Here is a 19242-nt window from a genome sequence, read left to right as displayed (position 1 = left end):
GCGTTGTCACGCCATGCATCGAACAGCGCAAGGAATTTACGGAAAGGAAAATGCCTCCCCCGATCGCGGTCAAACGTTGGCGATCAAACGTTGGCGATCAAACGTTGGCAATCAAAGGGGAGACTCAGTGGCGGGGCACTGGCGGTGGTGGGGGGATCGGCAGTCGTGGACGACAAAAAACCCGCACCCTCTGTAGAGAGATGCGGGTTCATTGCGAGGAATTTCTTGGTGCCGACGGCGAGACTCGAACTCGCACAGCTTTCGCCACTACCCCCTCAAGATAGCGTGTCTACCAATTTCACCACGTCGGCTTGACCACCCCAACAAGGCGAACCTTGCTGGAAAGTCGAGCATTCTATCACGTATTTTTGAATGCGGGAAAGCTGCCCCGCTTTATCCGTGCAAGGGCGGCAATCCAGGCCGATCAGGCCGCCACCGCCGCCCCAGCATCGACGCCGAGCGCCTGCAAACACGCCGCGAGCGAACGCGCCTGCGTGGCGTCGTACAGCGCCAGCTCGTCCATCACCGGCGCGCCCAGCGCCGCTTCAAACGCCGCCTGGCTGGCGTTCTGCGCGTATTCGGCCTGCGCCTTGTCGCCCAGGTTCGACTGGAAGATACCGGCCGCGCTGACCGGCAGGAAGTCTTCGTACACCAGCGGTTCGAACTGGATATAACCCTGCTCTATCAAGGCGGGCAGCTCGCAGGCGTCCGGCGTGCCCGGCTTGCCGGTCAGGAAATAGCGGAAGTAAGCCAGGCCCTGGTCATGCAGCGCCGCGTAGTCGTCCGGAAAGGCCGCAAAGCAATCCTGCAGATTCTGCATGTAGGCCGCCGCGTTGCCCTCGTTGGGCGCACCGCTGATACGGCTGCGGGCCAGGTCCAGCAACTGGTCGTACAGCGCGCGGCCCTTGCGGGTCAGCGCCACGCCGCGCTGCTCGATCTCGCCGAAGCGGGCGGTGTGGCTGCCCACCGCGCTGGCGCCGTCAGCGCCCGCAAAGCGCACGGGTTCCTCCAGCGCCTTGAAGCTGGTCTGGCGCAGCAGGATCGGGCACTTGCGCGGCGGCGGGCCTTCGATCACGGCCTTGGCGGACACGCCGCGGCGCGGCATCTCGGCCTGCGCTTCGTCGATGTCCAGCGTGCGCGGTGTCAGGTGGTTGATGTGCGGGCCCTTGAAGGCCACCACGTCGGCGATCAGGCGATGCTGGCCATGCAGTTCGCGGTAGTCGTCCAGGCTGACCGTGGACTCGCTGTGCCAGCGGAACGTGTGCAGCGCCTCGGCCACGAATTCCCGGGCGTCGGCCTCGTTCAGGCCACCTTGCGCCTCACAGCTGGCGGTCAGCGCCAGGGCGCGGTCCGTGAAGATCTGACGCGCGGCCAGGATGCGGGCGGCCTTCTCGCGCAGGGCCACGTCGTCGATCAGCTCCAGGCGCAGCAACGAGGTGAAGACGCGGAACGGGCTGGCCTGCAGCGCTGCTTCGTGCGTGGCGCGAAAGGCCGTCGAATGCACCGGCACGCCGGCGGGCGACAGGTCGTAGTAGCCGACGGGCAGCATGCCCATCACGGCGAACACGCGGCGCATGTTGGCCAGTTCTTCCGGCGTGCCGACGCGGATGGCGCCGTGGCGTTCGATGTCCAGGCGCTCGATCTCGCCCGTGCGCGCCAGTTGTGCGGCCAGTTCCGGCTGCTCGGCCATCGTCCGGGCGTTCACCTGCGCCACCAGGTCCAGCAGCGTGTCGTACAGCGGGACTTCCTGCTTGTACATGTCGGACATGGCGCGCGAAAACCAGGCGCGGATCTGATCGGGATTGACGAAGTTCTGACTCATGACGGGCTCGGTACATCGGAGGAAAAGGATGGCCCGCATCACATCACGCCGCCCGGCGCCGATCAAATGAAAAAATTCGGCTTAATCAGTCCGTTTTTTCATGGACCGGGCCCGCGGCGCGCCACGGCCATCGGGCTGGCGGGCTTCGTCCTGCACCCACGCGACGAATTGCTTGATCTTCGGCACCTCCGCCGAGTGCTCGGAATACGCCACGAAGTACGCGCCGTCGCTGGGCTGCACGTAGTCCCACGGAATGACCAGCTTGCCGGCCTGCAGCTCTTCTTCGGCCAACAGGCGCGGCGTGAGCGCAATGCCGCACCCGCCCTCGGCCGCGCGCACGCACATGTAGAAGGTGTCAAAGCGCGGTCCGAGATAGCTGCGGTCGGACTGGAACTGCTGCCGGGAAAAATAGTCGTGCCAGGCCTCGGGGCGGGACGCGCACTGGATCAACGTCTGGCGGCTCAGCGCATCCAGGCTGGCAGGCCTGCCGCCGTGCAGGATGGCGGGCGAGCACACCGGCACGACGTCCGCCTCGAAGAGTTCGACGCACTGCGCACCGGGCAGCGCGCCATGGCCGAAGAAGAACGAAATGTCGATCTTGGCCTGCATCAGGTCGAACGGGTGGGTTTCGCTGCGCACCTTCAGCTGGATGTCCGGATGCGCGGCCATGAAGCGCTGCAGCCGGGGGATCAGCCAGCGCGACCCGAAGGTCGGCTGGGTGCCGATGGTCAGCACCTGCGTCTCGCTGCCGTAGGTCAGGATGTCGCGCGACGCCATGTCGACCTGGTTCAGGATTGCCTTGACCTCCGACTGATACAGCGCGCCCGCGGGGGTCAGCTGCAGCCGGCGGCGCACGCGCAGGAACAGCGGGTTGCGCAGCAGGGCCTCCAATTGCGCGATCTGCTTGCTGATCGCGCTTTGCGTCATGTGCAGTTCCTCGGCCGCGCGCGTGAAGCTCATGTGCCGCGCCACCGCCTCGAAACACTGCAGCGCCATCATCGATGGCATCAATCGCTTTTCCATGGCTATTCCAGGCAAATGGCTTGAATGCAGCAAGCATAAAAAAAGCCGGCTTACGCCGGCCTTTTTGCTGCTGCGCCTTACTTTGCCGGCGCGGCGGGCGTGTCCGCCGGCTTGTCGCCGGCCGGGGCGGCCGGGGTAGCCGGAGCCGCCGGCACGGAGGCGTCGGGCTGGGCGGGAGCCGGCGTGGCGGGCACGGACGAAGCGCCCGGGACGGACGATGCGCCCGGCGTGGCGGGCACCGAGGAACCCGGCGCCTGCGGGACCGAACGGTCGGCCGGGAAGCTTTGCATCACGCCGGAATCAACGGCGGGGCCGCTGGTGCCCTTGTGGCTGACGTAGGCCAGGCCGGCGGTGGAGGCAAAGAACACGACCGCGGCCCACTTGGTGGCGCGCGACAGGAAGTTGGCCGCACCGGTGGCGCCGAACAGGCTGCCCGACGAGCCGCTACCGAAAGCGGAGCCCATGTCGGCGCCTTTGCCCTGCTGAAGCAGGACCAGGACGATGATAGCCAGCGCCGAGATCACTTGGACGGCCAGCAGAATTTTGAGCATCAGGGGCATTACAGACTCCGGAACGGAAACTTAGATGGCGGCAATTCGCAAAAACTCTTCGGCCACGAGCGACGCGCCGCCGACCAGGGCTCCGTCGATATCAGTCATGGCGAACAAACTGGAGGCGTTGGCGGCTTTGACGCTGCCGCCGTACAACACTTGAACCTGCGCCGCACCGAGGGTGCGCAGGGCGGCGCGGATGGCGCCGTGGACTTCCTGGGCCTGCTCCGGCGAGGCAGTGCGGCCGGTGCCGATGGCCCAGACGGGCTCATAGGCAAGCACCATGCGGGAAACGGCATCGGCGCCCAATGCCAGCACGGGCTTGAGCTGCCGTTCGATCACGGCCAGCGTGTTGCCGGCTTCGCGGTCGGCCAGGGATTCACCGACGCAGACCACGGGGGTCAGGCCTGCGGCCAACGCGGCCTGGGCCTTGGCGGCCACGATCTCGTCGGTTTCGCCGTGCAGCACGCGGCGTTCGGAGTGGCCGGCCAGTGCCCAGCGGCAGCCAAATTCCTTCAGCATCGAACCGGAGACTTCACCCGTGTACGCGCCCTTGTCGTGCGCGCTGACGTCTTGCGCGCCCCAGGACACGCTGCTGCCGGTCAGTGCCGAAGCGGCCTGCGCCAGGTACGGGAACGGAACACAGATGCCGATTTCGCAGTGACCCGCCGCATCCGCGGCACGAAGCTCGGTCAGCAACGCGGCGTTCTCGGCGAGGTTGCCGTGCATCTTCCAGTTGCCCAGCACGAGGCGGGCGCGGTTTTCGACTGAAGTCATGGCGAATTTGTCTGACGATTGGGGGTGAGGGGGTAAGCCTGCAAGACCAGATACAGGGGTCTTGTGCAGCAACCGCCCACGGGCCTGCCTGGAAAAAATTCCAGGCGAAACCCGAGATTGTATCCTGTTGCGCGGCGATACGCCGAACGCCGCGCGTTTCTTACATCGTCAGGATGATTTTGCCGATGTTTTCCCCGCCTTCCATCATGGCGTGCGCCTTGGAAGCCTCGGCCAGCGGGAACGTGGCGTGGACGATGGGCTTGATGGCCCCTTTTTCCAGCAGGGGCCAGGCGTGCTCGCGCAGCGCGCGGGCGATGGCGCCTTTGAACGCAACCGGACGGGGCCGCAGGGTGGAGCCGGTGATGGTCAGGCGGCGGCGCATGACCTGGGCGGTATCCACATTGGCGTGCGAGCCGCCGAGCTGGGCGATGATGACGATGCGGCCGTCATCGGCCAGGCACTGCATGTCGCGGGCGATGTAGTCGCCGGCCACCATGTCCAGGATCACGTCGACGCCGCGCCCGCCCGTGGCGTCCAGCACTTCTTTCACGAAGTCCTGCGTCTTGTAGTTGATGCCCTTGTCGGCGCCCAGCGCCTCGACGGCGCGCGCGCGCTCATCGCTGCCGACCGTCGCGTAGACCTTGTGACCCATGGCGCGGGCCAGCTGGATGGCCGTGGTGCCGATGCCGCTGGCGCCGCCGTGAACCAGCAGCGCCTCGCCTTCGGACAGGCGGCCGCGGTCGAACACGTTGCTCCACACGGTGAAATAGGTTTCCGGCAGGCCGGCGGCCTCGATGTCCGACAAACCCTTGGGAATGGGCAGGCATTGCGCCACGGGCGCGACGCAGTACTCGGCATAGCCGCCGCCCGCCACCAGAGCGCAGACCTTGTCGCCCACGGCAAAGCCGCTGCCGGCCACGTCGCCGCCGACGATTTCGCCGGCCACTTCCAGGCCCGGCAGGTCGGATGCGCCGCGCGGCGGGGCGTAGTTGCCCTTGCGCTGAAACACGTCGGGGCGGTTGATGCCCGCAGCGGTCACTTTGATCAGAACTTCGCCGGCGCCGGCCTCGGGCGTGGGGCGTTCCACGGGGACGAGGACTTCGGGGCCACCGGGGCGGGTGATTTCAACAGCGTGCATCGCGTGCCTCCTTTGCAGCAAATGGATTATTATTGCGCCCTTTGCGGCATATCGTGATTTCGTTCGGGCAGAATGTTTGCCTGGCGGCCGCAATAGACTGGTGACACTGCGGGCAATCCTGCAGGCAAAAACGTCAGCAGTACTGGCAACACCCCGGAAGCGTGGCAGAGTGGTCGATTGCACCGGTCTTGAAAACCGGCAACGGGCAACCGTTCGTGAGTTCGAATCTCACCGCTTCCGCCAGATTCAAAGGCAACCGCCCCGACGGACCGTCCCCAACGGGCCGTCCCCAACCGGCCGTCCCCAACGGGCGTACCATGGACGCAGATTCCCCCTGGAGGTTGCCATGTACAAACACATACTCATCCCCATCGACGGATCCAGCCTGGCCAATTCCGGTCTGGAACAGGCCCTTGCGCTTGCCCGCGAATTGGGCGCGAGCGTCACCGTCCTGACGGTGACCAGCCCCTTCGAGATGCCCGCCATGGAAACCGTGCAGCTCGAAGGCGTGCGCGGCGTCTACGAAAACCAGACCCGTGAGCTGGCCGCCTCCTATCTGTCCGAAGCCGCCGGCAAGGCCAGCACCGCGGGCGTGGCCTGCGTCACGGAAATGCGCGAAAGCGAGTCGCCCTACCAGGCGATCGTCGACGTTGCCATGACGCGCAATTGCGACCTGATCGCCATGTCCTCGCACGGGCGCGGCGGCATGGCCGCCCTGTTGCTGGGCAGCCAGACGCAGAAAGTGCTGGCGCACAGCACCCTGCCCGTCCTCGTTTACCGCTGAACTACACGGCTGCGTAGGTCTTGGGAATGCCGGCGGCGGCCACGCCGCTGCGCAGCGTTTCCTGCGGCAATGATTCGGCCAGGAGCGGCCTCGCCGCGAGCAGCCGGGCCAGGTCGACGCCGGTGCGATAGCCCATGCTTTCCAGCATGAAGACCAGGTCCTCGGTGACGATGTTGCCCGAAGCCCCTGGCGCGAACGGGCAGCCGCCCAGCCCGCCCAGGCAAGAATCGAAGGCGCGGATGCCCTCGCCCAGCCCCGCCAGCGCATTCGCCAGGCCCAATCCCATCGTGTCGTGCAGATGCAGCTTGGTCAGACGCGCACCCACGGCGTCCTGCACGGCATGCACCGCCTCGCGCACGCCCGCGGGATGTGCATAGCCCACGGTATCGGCCAGCGCGATTTCATCGGCGCCCGCGTGCAGCACGGCTGCGGCGACCTCGGCCACGCGCCGCACCGGCACCTTCCCTTCCATCGAACACCCGAACGCCGTGGCAACGGCGGCATCGATACGCATCGGCCGCGCCTGCGCGCGCACCCAGTCGACGATGGCGGCCAGCATCTCGACCTGCGCGTCCGTCCCCTTGCCCACATTGGCGCGGCTGTGCGTGTCGCTGACCGACACGGGAAATGCCAGCACGTGCGCACCGGCCTCATAAGCGGCGATGGCGCCCTTGAGGTTGCAGGCCAGCGCGCACACCGTCAGCCCGTCGATCTTCAGGACTTCGGGCAGGATGTCGCCCGTGTCCGCCATCTGCGGCACGAGCCGCGGCGATACGAAGCTGCCGACCTCGATCTCGCGCAGGCCGGCGTCGGCCAGCTGTCGAATCCAGCGCAGCTTGTCGGCGCCCGTCATCATGCCCTTGGCCATCTGCAGCCCGTCGCGCGGCCCGACTTCGCAAAGCCTGACTTCCTGGTTCATGTGTGGTCCCGTGTCTTATTGCTGGATGACGATGCCGGCGCTCTTGATGGTCTGCTGCGCCTTGCCAATGTCCGACTGGATCAGCGCGGCAAACTGTGCGCTGGATATCGGATCGGTCTCGAGGCCCTGCGACGCCAGTGCGTCCTTGACGTCCTGCCGCGCCAGCAGCTTGTTGAAGTCGCTGTTCAGGCGCGTGACGATGGCGTCGGGCGTCTTGGCCGGGGCCAGCACGCCGTAGTAGGTCACCACGCTGAAATCCTTGTATCCCAGCTCCGCCACGGTCGGCACGTCGGGCAGGGCCGGATTGCGCTTGGGTGAGGTCACCGCCAGCGCGCGCACCTTGCCCGACTTGATCAGCGTGGCCGCCGACGAAATCGACGAGCCCGCGAACTGCAGATGGCCGCCCATCAGGTCGGCCAGCGCCGGCGCCGAGCCCTTGTACGGCACATGCTGCATCTTGAAGCCGGCTTCGTGCTGCAGCATCTCCATCGCCATGTGCACGCCCCCGCCGGTGCCCGATGTGCCGTATGAAATCGAGTTGGGCTCCTTCTTGGCCGCCTCGATCACCTGCGGCAGCGTCTTGTAGGGCGAGGCCTCGGCCACGAGCAGCACCATCGGCGTCGTGGCCACCAGCGCCACCGGCGTCAGGTCCTTGACCGGGTCGTACGCCACTTTCATCAGCAGCGGGATCAGCGTGACGTTGTCGGATTGGCCGATGACCAGGTCATAGCCCTGCGCGGGTGAGCGCGCCGCTTCGGCCAGGCCCAGCGCGGTGCCGGCGCCGGGCTTGTTCTCGGGCACCACCGCCCAGCCGTTCAGTTCATGCAGCTTGGTGCTCATCAGGCGGCCGATGTAGTCGGTGCCGCCGCCCGGCGTGGACGGGATGATGATGCGGATGGGCTTGTTCGGATAGTCCTGCGCGTTGGCGGTACATGCGACGGCCAGTGCGGCCAGCGCAACGAGTTTGCGGATCATGGGTGTCTCCTCTTTGATGGATGTCTTGGCGGTCTGACGCCGCCTCGACAGAAATCGGGCGCTAACGCCCTTGCGTCATGCAATCACTCCCGCGGTGCGCAGGGCGTCGATGCGCGCGGCATCCAGGCCCAGGCCTTGAAGAATGGCGTGCGTCTGCGCGCCTTGGGTGGGCGGATCGAACCGCTTGCCTGCCTTGCGGCCATCGAACTCGATGGGCAACGCAGCAGCCGAGATCTCGCCGCCGTCCGGCAGCCGGGTCGGCAGCAGCGCGCCCCCCGCGTTCAGGTGCGCGTCGTCCAGCAGGTCGTGCGGCTGGCGGATCGGGCCATACGACAGGTTGGCTTCCTCCAGCGCGGCGCACAGCTCTTCGGTCTTCCAGGTTTTCAGGATTTCACCGACGCCCGGCACCAGCCACGACCGCGCGGCCTCGCGGTCGACGGCGGTGGCCAGACGCGGATCTGCGGCCCATTCGGGCGGCAGGAATTTCTGCGCGAAATTGCGCCATTGCGCGTCGCCCACCACCGCGACGAACACGCGGCCGTCGGCCGTCTCGAAGACGTCGTACACACCCCATGGCGGCTTGCGCTCCGCGCCCATCGGTTTGGGCGCCGTGCCCGTCAACTGGAATTGCGCGATGAACTGGGCGACCAGCAGCAGATTGTTTTCAAAGAGACCGGACCGCACATGGCGTCCGCGGCCAGTCGCGTGGCGGTCGTGCAGCGCGGCCAACGCGCCCACCACGCCGAACGTGCCGCCCAGGATGTCATTGACCGACGCCGCCACCCGCTGCGGCGTGTCCGCACCGCCGTTGATGTAGGCGAGTCCGCCCATCATCTGCACCACTTCGTCCAGCGCCGTGCGGTGCTTGTAGGGACCGGACAGAAAGCCCTTGAGCGACACATAGATCAGCCCCGGATTCTCGGCCGACAGCGATTCGTAATCGAGCCCGTATTGCGCCAGGCTGCCGTCTCGGAAATTCTCGACGATCATGTCGGTCTGCAGCGCCAACTGGCGCACGACCGCCTGGCCTTCCGGCGACTTCAGGTCGATCGCCAGGCTCTGCTTGTTGCGGTTGAAGACGGGAAAGTAGCCGCTGCCGGACCCCTTCAAGCGGCGCGTGCGATCGCCGTCGATCGGTTCGACCTTGATGACGTCGGCGCCCAAGTCCGCCAGCGACAGGCCGGCGGCCGGCCCCATGATCATGTGGGACAGTTCCAGGACCTTGATGCCGCGCAGCGGCAGTTCGGTGCTGTCCATGAAGGGTGAAGCCGGTGCTGCTGTCATCTGGGGTTCCTCTTGCCTGCCTGTTCAATGGAAGCGCGGCGTCGGCCAGGAAATCTTGCCCGCCGCCGCCAGCATGCCTCTCATGATCGCGGGCAGGCGGCAATGGCGGGTAGCGGTCTTTCAGCATGGGGGCATTCTCGTTTGGGAACGTCCGGGTTAGCCCTGAGGCGCGCGTCAGTCCCCCAGCACACCCAGATGCGCCAGCAGCGCACGCGCGGCCGGCGACAGCGCTTCCGGATCCCGCACCGCGATACACAGCGGCGTGCTGGACCACGGCCCTTCCAGCGGAATGAAGCGGATGTCCAGATGCGCCAGACGCGGCTTCAAATAATGCGGCACCACCGCCACGCCCATGCCGCGCGACACCAGCAGGCAGATCGTTTCGTGCGAACTGACGCGCGCGCTGATGCGGCGCGTCATGCCCGCCTCGCGCGCCGCCTGGTCGAACACGCTGCTGATGCCGTTGTCGCGGTTCAGCTCGATCTGCTCGAACGGCAGTAGTTGCGCATAGATCAGCGTCTCGCGGTCGGCCAGCACGTGCCGGCCCGGCACCACCGCCGCCAGTTCGCAATGGCCAAAGGGAAACACCTGCAGCCCTTCGTGCCCGAAGTCGGAGCCGGCCGCCACGTCTGCCCGCCCTTCCAGCACGGCGCGAAACGCCGTCTGCGTGGTGTCTTCTTCCAATGAAATGTCGATTTGCGGATTCGCGCGCCGAAACGACTGGATCTGCGCCGGCAGATCGCCCGACAAGGCCGCAAAACTGACCGCCAATCGGATATGCCCGCGTACCCCGGTCGCAAATCCCGCCATGTCGCGGTGCATGCGGTCCATGTCCTCCAGCACGCGGCGCACGTGCGCGGCCAGCGCATCGCCTGCCGGTGTCGGTTGGACGCCCTTCACGCCACGCTCGAGCAGCGGCACGCCGAACGCGTCTTCCATTTCCGACATGCGCTTGCTGACGGCCGACGGCACGATGTTCTCGCGGGCGGCGGCGCGCGCAAGGCTGCCCTCCTCGAGCGCGGCGAGGAACAGGCGCAGGGAAACGGGGTCGATGTCGCGGGACGGCGGGGCGGGCGGGCTGGGCTTCATGGCGCAAAGTGTCGTCCGTAGTCCCGCCGCACAGGGATCGGGGTTTACCCGCCCGCCGGTCCGATTCCTGCCGTGATTACCCCTTCCCGCGCGCGCGCCGGCAATATCCCGCACCCAAGGTGGTATAGTCTCGCCCGCTGCCGGCCCCTTGCGGGACGCGCATCGCCCGAGTGGTGAAATTGGTAGACACAAGGGACTTGAACAAATTTGAGCCCTCTGGAGGAAACTCCAAAGGTGAAGCCCGTCAAACTCGGTGAAGGCCCTGGACCCGTTCCGCGCTAACGCCGAGCCAAGCCCCGATGACATATCGGGGAAGGTGTAGAGAGCAGACGGCGGGCACCTAAGGCCGAGAAGGCTATGGTGAAGGCGTGCTCCAGACCACGAACAGCAAGCCTGTGCTGGCGGCGAAAGCCGAAGTGGTAAGAAAATCCCTCGGCCTCGCGGCCGTACCGGTTCGATTCCGGTCTCGGGCACCACCCCTCGCATTCCCCTCCCGCTGGACAAATCGCACGCCAACGCGGCAAGCTTGGATACCCCGGAGGCGCCACCCCGCGCCTCCCGTCATTCCGGGAGCCGTGCATGTGTTCGCACTACCAGACGCTCAAGGACGCCGAACTGCTGCTGCAGAAATTCGGCGTGCGATCCAAGCCTGCCGCCATCGGCAAGTACGACATGTGGCCCCGCTATGAAGGGGTGTTTGTGCGGCGTCCGCCCGAACATGACGCCGGCGACGACGCCGTTCCCGAGCGCGAGGCCGCTGCTGGCCGCTGGGGTCTGATCAGCGCCATGACGCGCTCAGGCGGCCTGGAACGCGCCAGCAAGCTGTCCACGTTCAACGCCCGCGCGGAGACGGCCGCGGGCTCGTACACCTTCGGCAACGCCTGGCGCCGCGCGCAGCACTGCATCATTCCCGCTGACGCGATCTTCGAGCCGGACTGGACGTCCGGCAAGGCCGTGGCCACCCGATTTACCCGCGCCGACGGCAAGCCGCTTGGCATCGCGGGTCTGTGGGATCGCTATCGCGATGCGGCGGGGCAATGGCAGGAGAGCTACACCATGCTCACCATCAACGCCGACAACGATCCCCTGTTCAGCCGCTATCACCAGCCCAACACGGAAAAGCGCATGGTGGTCATCCTGCCCGAAGGCGCCTACAGCGACTGGCTGACCGCCTCTGCCGCCCACAGCCGCGAAATGCTGGTTCCGTTTCCGGCGAACATGCTGACGGCCACGCCCATGGCGTGAATTTGCGGCGGCGCCTCGCCCGGCAGACCACGGAAAAAACCACTATTCTTCTGCCTCGCCTCTTATTTCCCCGCCTGCCCGGCGGCCATCGGCGCACGGCTCGTGCGCGCGTCCCGGGCCGGCGACCGAACCGATCTTGACCTCCCTTCCCGCTTCTCCCCCGTTCATCGTCCTGGACGCGTGCGTCCTCATGTCCGGCATCCTGCGCCGGCTGTTGCTACGCCTGGCCGAGGCCGGCGTGTTCCAGCCCGTGTGGACCGAGCGCATCGGCGAGGAATGGCGTCGCAACGCCTGCCGCATCTGGGATATTCCACCCGAGGTGATGGCCGATTTCTGGACGGACATGAACGCGCGCTTTCCGGCGGCCATGGAATCGGGCACGCAGATCTATGAAGCGTCGCTGCGCTACAGCGATCCCAAGGATTTCCATGTGATCGCGGCTGGGCTCGCGCGGCGTGCGCGCTGCGGCCTGCCTCAGACGCCGACCGTGCAGGTGCTGACGTGGAATCTGAAGGATTTCAACCGCTCCGAGCTGCGCCGGCAGGGCCTGGACGTCTACAACCCCGACCGGATGCTGGTGCAGTGGTGGCAAGCGGGGTCTGAAAACATGCAGGACGCGATTGCCCAGATTCCCGCCGACTACGTCGCGCTGGGCCGCGAGCCGGAACCCTTGACGGCCACCCTGCATCGGGAACGCCTGTACGGCCTGAAGAGCCTGGTGTCCCGGCAATAAAAAAGGGGCCTGGCCGGCTTGCGCCGAACCAGACCCGGAGCCAACCGTTACCGTTACGTCAATCGACCTCGACGAAAGCCTCTTCGCGCTTCTTGCGCAGCGCGGGCATCGTCACCAACACCAGCAGGATCGCGGCAAGCGCCAGCAGCGTGGCCGACAGCGGACGCGTGACGAAGGTCGAGAATTCGCCGCGGGACAGGAGCAGCGCCCGGCGGAAGTTTTCTTCCATCATGGGTCCCAGCACCAGGCCAAGCAGTAGCGGCGCGCCTTCGCAACCCAGCTTGCTCCACACGTAGCCGATGATGCCGAAGATGGCGAACATGAAGATGTCGAAGGCGTTGTAGTTCAACGAATACACCCCGATCGTGCAGAAGACCAGGATCGCGGGGAACAGCATGCGATACGGCACGCGCAGCAGCTTCACCCAGATGCCGATCAGCGGCAGGTTCAGCACCACCAGCATCAGGTTGCCGATCCACATCGAGGCGATCAGACCCCAGAACAGCTCGGGGTGGCTGGACATGACCTGCGGTCCCGGCTGGATGTTGTGGATGGTCATCGCGCCCACCATCAGCGCCATCACCGCGTTGCCCGGAATGCCCAGGGTCAGCAACGGAATGAAGGAGGTCTGCGCGCCCGCGTTGTTGGCGGATTCCGGACCGGCCAGGCCGGCGGGATGGCCCTTGCCGAAACGCTCCGGCTCTTTCGAGAGCTTCTTTTCCAGCGTGTAGGAGGCAAAGGCCGACAGCACGGAACCGCCGCCCGGCAGGATGCCCAGCGCCGAACCCAGCGCCGTGCCACGCACGATGGCGGGCGCGGCCTCGCGGAATTCCTGGCGGCTGGGATACAGCGAGCCGACCTTGTCCGTGATCTCGACCCGGTTCTCCTTGAGCTCCAGGTTGGCCATGATCTCCGACAGGCCGAAAACGCCCATGGCCACGATGGCGAAGTCGATGCCGTCCTGCAGTTCGGGGATGCTGAAGTCATAGCGCGCAACGCCCGAGTTCACGTCGGTGCCCACCATGCCCAGCAGCAGCCCGAGCAGGATCATGCAGATCGCCTTGGGCAGCGAGCCCGACGCCAGCACCACGGCGCCGATCAGGCCCAGCGCCATCAGCGAGAAGTATTCGGCTGGGCCAAACGCGAACGCCACTTCGGCCAGCGGCGGCGCAAAGGCGGCGATCAGCACGGTGGCGATGCTGCCCGCGAAGAACGAGCCGATGGCTGCCAGCGACAGCGCGGCGCCTGCCCGTCCGTTGCGCGCCATCTGGTGCCCGTCCAGCACGGTCACCACCGCCGAGGTCTCGCCCGGCAGGTTCACCAGGATGGCTGTCGTCGACCCGCCGTACTGCGTGCCGTAGTAGATGCCGGCCAGCATGATGAGGCCCGCGGTGGGCGGCAGCACGTAGGTGATGGGCAGCAGCATGGCGATGGTCGGCACGGGACCCAGTCCCGGCAGCACCCCGACCAGCGTGCCCAGCAGGCAGCCGATGAATGCGTAAGTCAGGTTTTCGGGGGTGAAGGCCACCGAAAAACCCAACATCAGGTTTTGAAGCAATTCCATGTCCGGTCCCTCAGTTGGTCAGCACGCTGGGCCACAGCGGAAAGATCAGGCCCAACCCGCGGATGAACGCGAGGTAGGAGAACGCCACGAGAAAGAGGCCGTTGGCGATGGCGACCTTCCAGTTGAATTCGTGGCTGGCGACGCTGCTGATCAGGACGAGCAGGAATACCGAGAGGTACAGCCCGAGATAACGCAGGGAAAAGCCGTACAGGAACACGGACCCGACGACGAGAAAAAGGATGCGGAAGTCATAGCGGCTGATCGTCGTTTTCTCGGCGCGGGGGGACAAGGCGCTCATCAGCACCGTCGCACCCATCAGCGCCAGCACGATGCCGAGCCAGAACGGAAAGTAGCCGGGACCCATGCGGGCCGCGCTACCCATGGAATATTGGGTCGCCTGCAACGCAAAGCCTCCCCCCACCACGATGAACATGACGCCAGACCAGAAATCCTGTCTGTTTTTTATCAATCTGCTTTCTCCCTAATCTGCTGCGGCCTAAAAAACATGCCTTCAGACGCGAGCATTTCTCGTTCGACGCAACCTCCCCGAGGGGTGGCAACGACATGAACGCGGGATGGTAAATCGTGGAACGACATATGCCATATCCGTATCAACCATGACTTTCTCGGGGATATCCCTAGACCGTGGAATGGACGCCAACCGGCGTCAAAGCACCTCCATTAAGTGTCATAAATCCGCGAAATTGGTCTGAAAAGCCGATTTTTCAGGGGAGTTAGCCTTCGCTTGAAAAGTTCCCTCGGCGAATAGCAGACGGCCACGCGAGAAACATCCAGATGCATTTTTTGGGCCAGGCCATTTGTCCAAGCGGACCACCTCAACGCATCGCAGCATGGAATCGGCGGCGCCCAGCCGCTGTCAGGCGCCGGCCGCCCAAGCAAAATCGCTCCGGCCAAAAGCTCGGCCGGAGCGACAGTTTTCTGACAGCAGATTGAAAGAATGGGGCCGCATCACGATGCCGCCCGGGCGGTCAATGGTCGTGATTGCTGGCCGCAAACCCGGCCGCGTTCAGGATGTCGATCACTTCCTGAATGTGCTCGGGACCGCGCGTCTGCAGCACGAAATCCACCTCGACATTGCGCACCGGCAGCGATGTGAATGCCCGCTGGTGATGCACTTCGGTGATGTTGGCCTGCGCGTCGGCAATCAGCTTGGTGGCGTGGGCCAGGGCCCCGGGCAGATCGCGCAGGTCGACGCGGATGCGCGCCAGCCGCCCAGCGCGCACCATGCCGCGCTCGATCAGTTCGCCCAGCATCAGCGGGTCGATGTTGCCGCCCGTCAGCACCAGCCCGATGCGCTTGCCCTTGTAGCGGTCGCTGCCCTCTTCCTGCGCGCGCAGCAAGGCGGCCAGGCCCGCGGCGCCGGCGCCTTCCACGACGGTCTTTTCGATTTCCAGCAACACGACGATGGCGTGTTCGATATCCGCCTCGCTGACGAGCTCGACGCGGTCGACCAGCCGGCGTACGACCGGCAGCGTCAGGTCGCCGGGCGATTTGACGGCGATGCCCTCGGCGATGGTGTACTGCCCCGGCGGCATGGTGACGCCCTTGACGGCCGCGTACATGGCCGGAAAGCGTTCTGTCTGCACGCCCACGATCTCGATGGCGGGGTTCACGGCCTTGGCGGCGGTGGAGATACCGGAGATCAACCCGCCGCCGCCGATGGCGATGACCAGGGTGTCGAGCTTGGGCTGGTCTTCCAGCATTTCCAGCGCGACGGTGCCCTGCCCGGCCATGACGGCTTCGTCGTCGTAGGGGTGGATCATGATGAGCCCGCGTTCGCGGGCCAGTTCGTAGCCGCGCGCCTTGGCGTCATCGAAGGTGTCGCCCGCCAGCACGACCTCGGCGCCGAAGCGCCGCGTGTTGGCGACCTTCACCGTCGGCGTGAAGCGCGGCATGACGATCACCGCCGGCACGCCCATGCGCTGCGCGTGGTAGGCCACGCCCTGCGCGTGGTTGCCCGCCGATACCGCGATCACCCCCTTGGCGCGCTCCTCGTCCGACAGCGTGAGCATGCGGTTCAGGGCGCCCCGCTCCTTGAAGGACGCGGTGAACTGCAGGTTCTCGAACTTCAGCCAGATCTCGGCGCCGAAGATATCGGACAGCGTGCGTGACAGGGTGAACGGGGTCTTCAGGACCTGCCCGCGCAGGTTGTCGCGGGCGGCCTGGATGGATGCGATGTCGATCACGATGGAAATCCGGTTAACGCACAGGCAGGAAGTTGAACAGCAAAAGGCCCTGGGCGTAGTTGATGCCGATGCGCCGGGAGTTCTCGCCGAGCAGGTTGGCGATCAGGTCCAGCCGGCCGATGATGGCGCCGAACTCGCGCTCGAAGCTGAGATTGGTGGCGGTCGGGGAAATTTCATTGGCCAGCAGCAGCAATTCGCCCTGGTTGTTGCGGCGCGTGGCCAGCAGCCAGGCCGCGGCCTCGACGTTCCGTGCGGCATTGTAGACCCGCTGGCCGTCCAGGGCGTCTGTCGCATACAGGCGCGTCTTGCCGTTGTGCGCGGCAATGATGGTGTCCGCAAGCCCGTAGATGAAGGCGCCGACCCGGTCGCCCGAATAGTTGGGATCCAGGGCGACCGCCAGGATCTGGATGTCGCGCAGCCCGCTCAGATCGCCTGGCGGCACGCGAACTTCAATGGAGTGCTTGACGCGGTTGACCGCCGTGGCCAGGTCCGGCACGCCGGTCTTGCGCCATTCCCGCGGATTGCGGCGGTACAGCTTGTCCAGCAGTGAATACAGGCTGGTCAGGTTGTCGCGTACCTCGAGCGTGACGGTGCGGTTGAAGTCCGTCTGCGCGAACTGGTCCGCCGTCATGTCCTCGCCCTTGGGGCCGCGCTGGCCCGCCCCGGGGGGAGACATACAGCCCGTCAACAGCGCAGCCAACAACGCTGCGGTGACTGCGGTTATCGGCCACGCCGTCATGCCTTGCTCATCCGTATGCCCCCTTCGATCAAGCGTGAAGCGCGCCGCTGCACCCGGCGGCGCGTCTCTCGCGCAAGACTTTACAGGAAGGCGGGCGAACTGGGGAGCAGCGGACCGTCCCGCACACGTGCGGCGGCGACAGGCAAAAAAAAACGGCGCCTCGGATGAGAGCGCCGTCTTTCAATCAGGAGGCTGCAGGCTTATTCAGCTTGCGGTTCCGATTGGGGAGCAGCTTCGGGAGCGGCAGCGGCTTGCTGCTGCTCGATGCCGCCGATCGCCTTGATGGACAGGCGCAGACGGCCCTTGTCGTCGGCCTCGATGACCTTGACGCGGACTTGCTGGCCGACCTTCAGCACATCGTTGATGTTCGCGATGCGGTAGTTGGCGATTTCGGAGATGTGCAGCAGACCGTCGCGGCCCGGCAGCACTTGCACGATGGCGCCGAAGTCCAGCAGACGCAGGACCGCGCCTTCGTAGATCTGGCCCACTTCGACGTCGGCGGTCAGTTCGACGATGCGGCGCTGGGCTTCCTTGGCCTGCGCTTCGTCGACGCTGGCGATCACGATCGTGCCGTCGTCGGAGATGTCGATCTGCGTGCCGGTTTCTTCGGTCAGCGCGCGGATGGTGGCGCCGCCCTTGCCGATCACGTCGCGGATCTTCTCAGGGTTGATCTTGATGGTCAGCATGCGCGGCGCGAACGCCGACAGCTCGCCGCGCGAACCGTCCAGGGCGTCCTTCATCTTGCCGAGGATGTGCAGACGGCCTTCGCGGGCCTGGTCCAGCGCAACCTGCATGATTTCCTTGGTGATGCCCTGGATCTTGATGTCCATCTGCAGTGCGGTGACGCCGTTTTCGGTGCCCGCAACCTTGAAGTCCATGTCGCCCAGGTGATCTTCGTCGCCCAGGATGTCCGTCAGCACGGCAAACTTGCCGCCGTCCAGGATCAGGCCCATGGCCACGCCGGCCACGTGATCCTTGACCGGCACGCCGGCGTCCATCATGGCGAGCGAGCCGCCGCATACCGATGCCATCGACGAGGAGCCGTTGGATTCGGTGATTTCCGACACGAGGCGAATCGTGTACTGGAAGTCTTCGGGCGCCGGCAGCAGCGGCACCAGCGAACGCTTGGCCAGACGGCCGTGGCCGATTTCGCGGCGCTTCGGCACACCGATGCGGCCCGTTTCGCCGGTGGCGAACGGAGGCATGTTGTAGTGCATCATGAAGCGGTCACGGTACTCGCCCATGAGCGCGTCGATGATCTGTTCGTCTTGCTTGGTGCCCAGCGTGGCCACGACCAGCGCCTGGGTTTCACCACGGGTGAACAGGGCGCTGCCGTGCGCGCGGGGCAGCACGCCCAGACGCACGCTGATCGGACGGACGGTGCGGGTGTCGCGGCCGTCGATGCGCGGTTCGCCGTTCAGGATCTGGCCGCGGACAATGGCCGATTCCAGCGAGAACATGATGTTGTCGACGGTGACGGCGTCCGGCAGCGGCTCGCCCTTTTCGGCGGCGGCGGCGGCCAGCTTGGCCGACACGTCAGCCGACACTTCACGCAGCTTGGTCGTGCGGGCCTGCTTTTCACGGATCTGGTAGGCGGCGTTCAGGCCGTCCTGGGCTGCGGCGGTGACCGCGGCGATCAGGGCCTCGTCCTTGGCGGGAGCCTGCCAGTCCCAATCGGGCTTGCCGGCGTCCTTCACGAGTTCGTGAATGGCGTTGATGACGGTCTGCATTTGCTGGTGACCGTAGACCACGCCGCCCAGCATGACTTCCTCGGACAGCTGATCAGCTTCCGATTCGACCATCAGCACGGCGTTTTCCGTACCGGCGACAACCAGGTTCAGCTTGGACGACTTCAGGTCCGATGCGGTCGGGTTGATGGTGTATTGACCATCGATGTAACCCACGCGCGCGGCGCCGATGGGGCCGTTGAACGGGATGCCCGAGATGGCCAGCGCGGCGGAGGCGCCGATCATGGCGGCGATGTCGGGATCGATTTCGGGATTGACCGACAGCGTGTGCAGGACCACCTGGACTTCGTTGTAGAAGTCTTCGGGGAACAGCGGACGCAGGGGACGGTCGATCAGGCGCGAGGTCAGCGTTTCCTTTTCGGACGGCTTGCCTTCGCGCTTGAAGAACCCACCCGGGATACGGCCGGCGGCGTAGGTCTTTTCGATGTAGTCGACGGTCAGCGGGAAAAACGTCTGACCCGGCTTGGCCTTCTTGGAAGCCACGACAGTGGCCAGGACGACGGTGTCCTCGATCGACACCACAACGGCGCCGGAGGCCTGGCGAGCGATTTCGCCAGTTTCCAGGACGACCGTGTGCTGGCCGTACTGGAACGATTTAGTCACTTTGTTGAACATGACGATTATTCCTTACAAATGAAAAACCG

General features: G+C 65.7%; 17 protein-coding genes and 2 tRNA genes. 4 read left to right on the top strand and 15 right to left on the bottom strand.

All coding sequences use genetic code 11. From position 1 onward, the window contains the following. Window positions 1-226 precede the first annotated feature (226 nt). The 6 genes from CLM73_RS05570 to CLM73_RS05545 form a co-directional block, all read right to left on the bottom strand. Window positions 227-311: transfer RNA gene (locus CLM73_RS05570), tRNA-Leu, on the bottom strand. A 113-nt stretch (window positions 312-424) separates the two neighbouring features. Continuing rightward, window positions 425-1822: a VOC family protein gene (locus CLM73_RS05565; RefSeq protein WP_105237648.1), complete on the bottom strand. Its 1398-nt coding sequence runs from the start codon at window positions 1820-1822 to the stop codon at window positions 425-427. Between the two features lie 81 nt (window positions 1823-1903). Beyond that, the gene (locus tag CLM73_RS05560) at window positions 1904-2845 is read right to left on the bottom strand and encodes a LysR substrate-binding domain-containing protein (RefSeq protein ID WP_105237647.1); all 942 of its coding nucleotides are present in this window, start codon (window positions 2843-2845) and stop codon (window positions 1904-1906) included. A 77-nt stretch (window positions 2846-2922) separates the two neighbouring features. Beyond that, window positions 2923-3405, bottom strand: a complete 483-nt coding sequence (gene secG / locus CLM73_RS05555; RefSeq protein WP_105237646.1) for a preprotein translocase subunit SecG — start codon at window positions 3403-3405, stop codon at window positions 2923-2925. 21 nt (window positions 3406-3426) lie between these two features. Beyond that, complete coding sequence (gene tpiA / locus CLM73_RS05550) at window positions 3427-4173, bottom strand: triose-phosphate isomerase (RefSeq protein WP_105237645.1); 747 nt, start codon at window positions 4171-4173, stop codon at window positions 3427-3429. A 160-nt stretch (window positions 4174-4333) separates the two neighbouring features. Continuing rightward, entirely contained in the window at window positions 4334-5311 is a 978-nt protein-coding gene (locus CLM73_RS05545; RefSeq protein ID WP_105237644.1) for an NAD(P)H-quinone oxidoreductase, read from the bottom strand. A 155-nt stretch (window positions 5312-5466) separates the two neighbouring features. Between CLM73_RS05545 and CLM73_RS05540 the strand changes: the two genes are divergently transcribed. Both CLM73_RS05540 and CLM73_RS05535 read left to right on the top strand, forming a co-directional pair. After that, window positions 5467-5554: transfer RNA gene (locus CLM73_RS05540), tRNA-Ser, on the top strand. 103 nt (window positions 5555-5657) lie between these two features. Beyond that, window positions 5658-6095: a universal stress protein gene (locus CLM73_RS05535; protein WP_105237643.1), complete on the top strand. Its 438-nt coding sequence runs from the start codon at window positions 5658-5660 to the stop codon at window positions 6093-6095. A 1-nt stretch (window position 6096) separates the two neighbouring features. Here CLM73_RS05535 and CLM73_RS05530 read toward each other — a convergent pair whose 3' ends face one another. From CLM73_RS05530 to CLM73_RS05515, 4 genes are all read right to left on the bottom strand, one after another. After that, window positions 6097-7014, bottom strand: coding sequence for a hydroxymethylglutaryl-CoA lyase (locus tag CLM73_RS05530; RefSeq protein WP_105237642.1), 918 nt, complete (start codon window positions 7012-7014; stop codon window positions 6097-6099). A gap of 15 nt (window positions 7015-7029) precedes the next feature. Then, window positions 7030-7989, bottom strand: a complete 960-nt coding sequence (locus CLM73_RS05525) for a Bug family tripartite tricarboxylate transporter substrate binding protein (RefSeq protein ID WP_105237641.1) — start codon at window positions 7987-7989, stop codon at window positions 7030-7032. Between the two features lie 75 nt (window positions 7990-8064). Beyond that, the gene (locus tag CLM73_RS05520) at window positions 8065-9273 is read right to left on the bottom strand and encodes a CaiB/BaiF CoA transferase family protein (protein WP_105237640.1); all 1209 of its coding nucleotides are present in this window, start codon (window positions 9271-9273) and stop codon (window positions 8065-8067) included. Window positions 9274-9447: 174 nt separating this feature from the next. Continuing rightward, a complete protein-coding gene (locus tag CLM73_RS05515) occupies window positions 9448-10362 on the bottom strand; it encodes a LysR family transcriptional regulator (protein WP_105237639.1) in 915 nt (304 codons plus the stop codon). Between the two features lie 579 nt (window positions 10363-10941). Between CLM73_RS05515 and CLM73_RS05510 the strand changes: the two genes are divergently transcribed. After that, window positions 10942-11607 (top strand): SOS response-associated peptidase, encoded by a 666-nt coding sequence (locus CLM73_RS05510; RefSeq protein ID WP_105237638.1) that lies wholly within the window; start codon window positions 10942-10944, stop codon window positions 11605-11607. A 190-nt stretch (window positions 11608-11797) separates the two neighbouring features. Then, window positions 11798-12340 carry a PIN domain-containing protein gene (locus tag CLM73_RS05505; RefSeq protein WP_234015882.1) on the top strand — a complete coding sequence of 181 codons (543 nt, stop codon included), beginning with the start codon at window positions 11798-11800 and terminating at the stop codon, window positions 12338-12340. Window positions 12341-12398: 58 nt separating this feature from the next. Here the strand turns inward: CLM73_RS05505 and CLM73_RS05500 are convergent, their stop codons facing one another. The 5 genes from CLM73_RS05500 to pnp all read right to left on the bottom strand — a co-directional run bounded on the left by CLM73_RS05500 (window position 12399) and on the right by pnp (window position 19213). Beyond that, on the bottom strand, window positions 12399-13904 hold the full coding sequence (locus CLM73_RS05500) for a tripartite tricarboxylate transporter permease (protein ID WP_105237636.1): 1506 nt from the start codon (window positions 13902-13904) through the stop codon (window positions 12399-12401). A gap of 10 nt (window positions 13905-13914) precedes the next feature. After that, complete coding sequence (locus CLM73_RS05495) at window positions 13915-14337, bottom strand: tripartite tricarboxylate transporter TctB family protein (protein ID WP_105237635.1); 423 nt, start codon at window positions 14335-14337, stop codon at window positions 13915-13917. 556 nt (window positions 14338-14893) lie between these two features. Beyond that, window positions 14894-16111, bottom strand: coding sequence for a threonine ammonia-lyase (locus tag CLM73_RS05490; RefSeq protein ID WP_105237634.1), 1218 nt, complete (start codon window positions 16109-16111; stop codon window positions 14894-14896). A 13-nt stretch (window positions 16112-16124) separates the two neighbouring features. Further along, window positions 16125-16850: a hypothetical protein gene (locus CLM73_RS05485; protein WP_105237633.1), complete on the bottom strand. Its 726-nt coding sequence runs from the start codon at window positions 16848-16850 to the stop codon at window positions 16125-16127. A 200-nt stretch (window positions 16851-17050) separates the two neighbouring features. After that, a complete protein-coding gene (pnp, locus tag CLM73_RS05480) occupies window positions 17051-19213 on the bottom strand; it encodes a polyribonucleotide nucleotidyltransferase (protein ID WP_105237632.1) in 2163 nt (720 codons plus the stop codon). Window positions 19214-19242: the final 29 nt, after the last annotated feature.

Origin of the sequence: Achromobacter spanius, assembly GCF_002966795.1 — a bacterium.
GTDB classification, from domain to species: domain Bacteria; phylum Pseudomonadota; class Gammaproteobacteria; order Burkholderiales; family Burkholderiaceae_B; genus Achromobacter; species Achromobacter spanius_D.
This window is presented reverse-complemented; position numbering and strand designations above follow the sequence as displayed.

What these genes read in the sequence shown, in the direction of transcription:
- CLM73_RS05495 (WP_105237635.1), bottom strand. Translation starts at nt 14,337, where the DNA reads ATGTTCATCGTGGTGGGGGGAGGCTTTGCGTTGCAGGCGACCCAATAT.
- tpiA (WP_105237645.1), bottom strand. Translation starts at nt 4,173, where the DNA reads ATGACTTCAGTCGAAAACCGCGCCCGCCTCGTGCTGGGCAACTGGAAG.
- CLM73_RS05545 (WP_105237644.1), bottom strand. Translation starts at nt 5,311, where the DNA reads ATGCACGCTGTTGAAATCACCCGCCCCGGTGGCCCCGAAGTCCTCGTC.
- CLM73_RS05535 (WP_105237643.1), top strand. Translation starts at nt 5,658, where the DNA reads ATGTACAAACACATACTCATCCCCATCGACGGATCCAGCCTGGCCAAT.
- CLM73_RS05530 (WP_105237642.1), bottom strand. Translation starts at nt 7,014, where the DNA reads ATGAACCAGGAAGTCAGGCTTTGCGAAGTCGGGCCGCGCGACGGGCTG.
- CLM73_RS05525 (WP_105237641.1), bottom strand. Translation starts at nt 7,989, where the DNA reads ATGATCCGCAAACTCGTTGCGCTGGCCGCACTGGCCGTCGCATGTACC.
- CLM73_RS05560 (WP_105237647.1), bottom strand. Translation starts at nt 2,845, where the DNA reads ATGGAAAAGCGATTGATGCCATCGATGATGGCGCTGCAGTGTTTCGAG.
- CLM73_RS05505 (WP_234015882.1), top strand. Translation starts at nt 11,798, where the DNA reads ATGTCCGGCATCCTGCGCCGGCTGTTGCTACGCCTGGCCGAGGCCGGC.
- CLM73_RS05520 (WP_105237640.1), bottom strand. Translation starts at nt 9,273, where the DNA reads ATGACAGCAGCACCGGCTTCACCCTTCATGGACAGCACCGAACTGCCG.
- pnp (WP_105237632.1), bottom strand. Translation starts at nt 19,213, where the DNA reads ATGTTCAACAAAGTGACTAAATCGTTCCAGTACGGCCAGCACACGGTC.
- CLM73_RS05565 (WP_105237648.1), bottom strand. Translation starts at nt 1,822, where the DNA reads ATGAGTCAGAACTTCGTCAATCCCGATCAGATCCGCGCCTGGTTTTCG.
- CLM73_RS05515 (WP_105237639.1), bottom strand. Translation starts at nt 10,362, where the DNA reads ATGAAGCCCAGCCCGCCCGCCCCGCCGTCCCGCGACATCGACCCCGTT.
- CLM73_RS05510 (WP_105237638.1), top strand. Translation starts at nt 10,942, where the DNA reads ATGTGTTCGCACTACCAGACGCTCAAGGACGCCGAACTGCTGCTGCAG.
- secG (WP_105237646.1), bottom strand. Translation starts at nt 3,405, where the DNA reads ATGCCCCTGATGCTCAAAATTCTGCTGGCCGTCCAAGTGATCTCGGCG.
- CLM73_RS05500 (WP_105237636.1), bottom strand. Translation starts at nt 13,904, where the DNA reads ATGGAATTGCTTCAAAACCTGATGTTGGGTTTTTCGGTGGCCTTCACC.
- CLM73_RS05485 (WP_105237633.1), bottom strand. Translation starts at nt 16,850, where the DNA reads ATGACGGCGTGGCCGATAACCGCAGTCACCGCAGCGTTGTTGGCTGCG.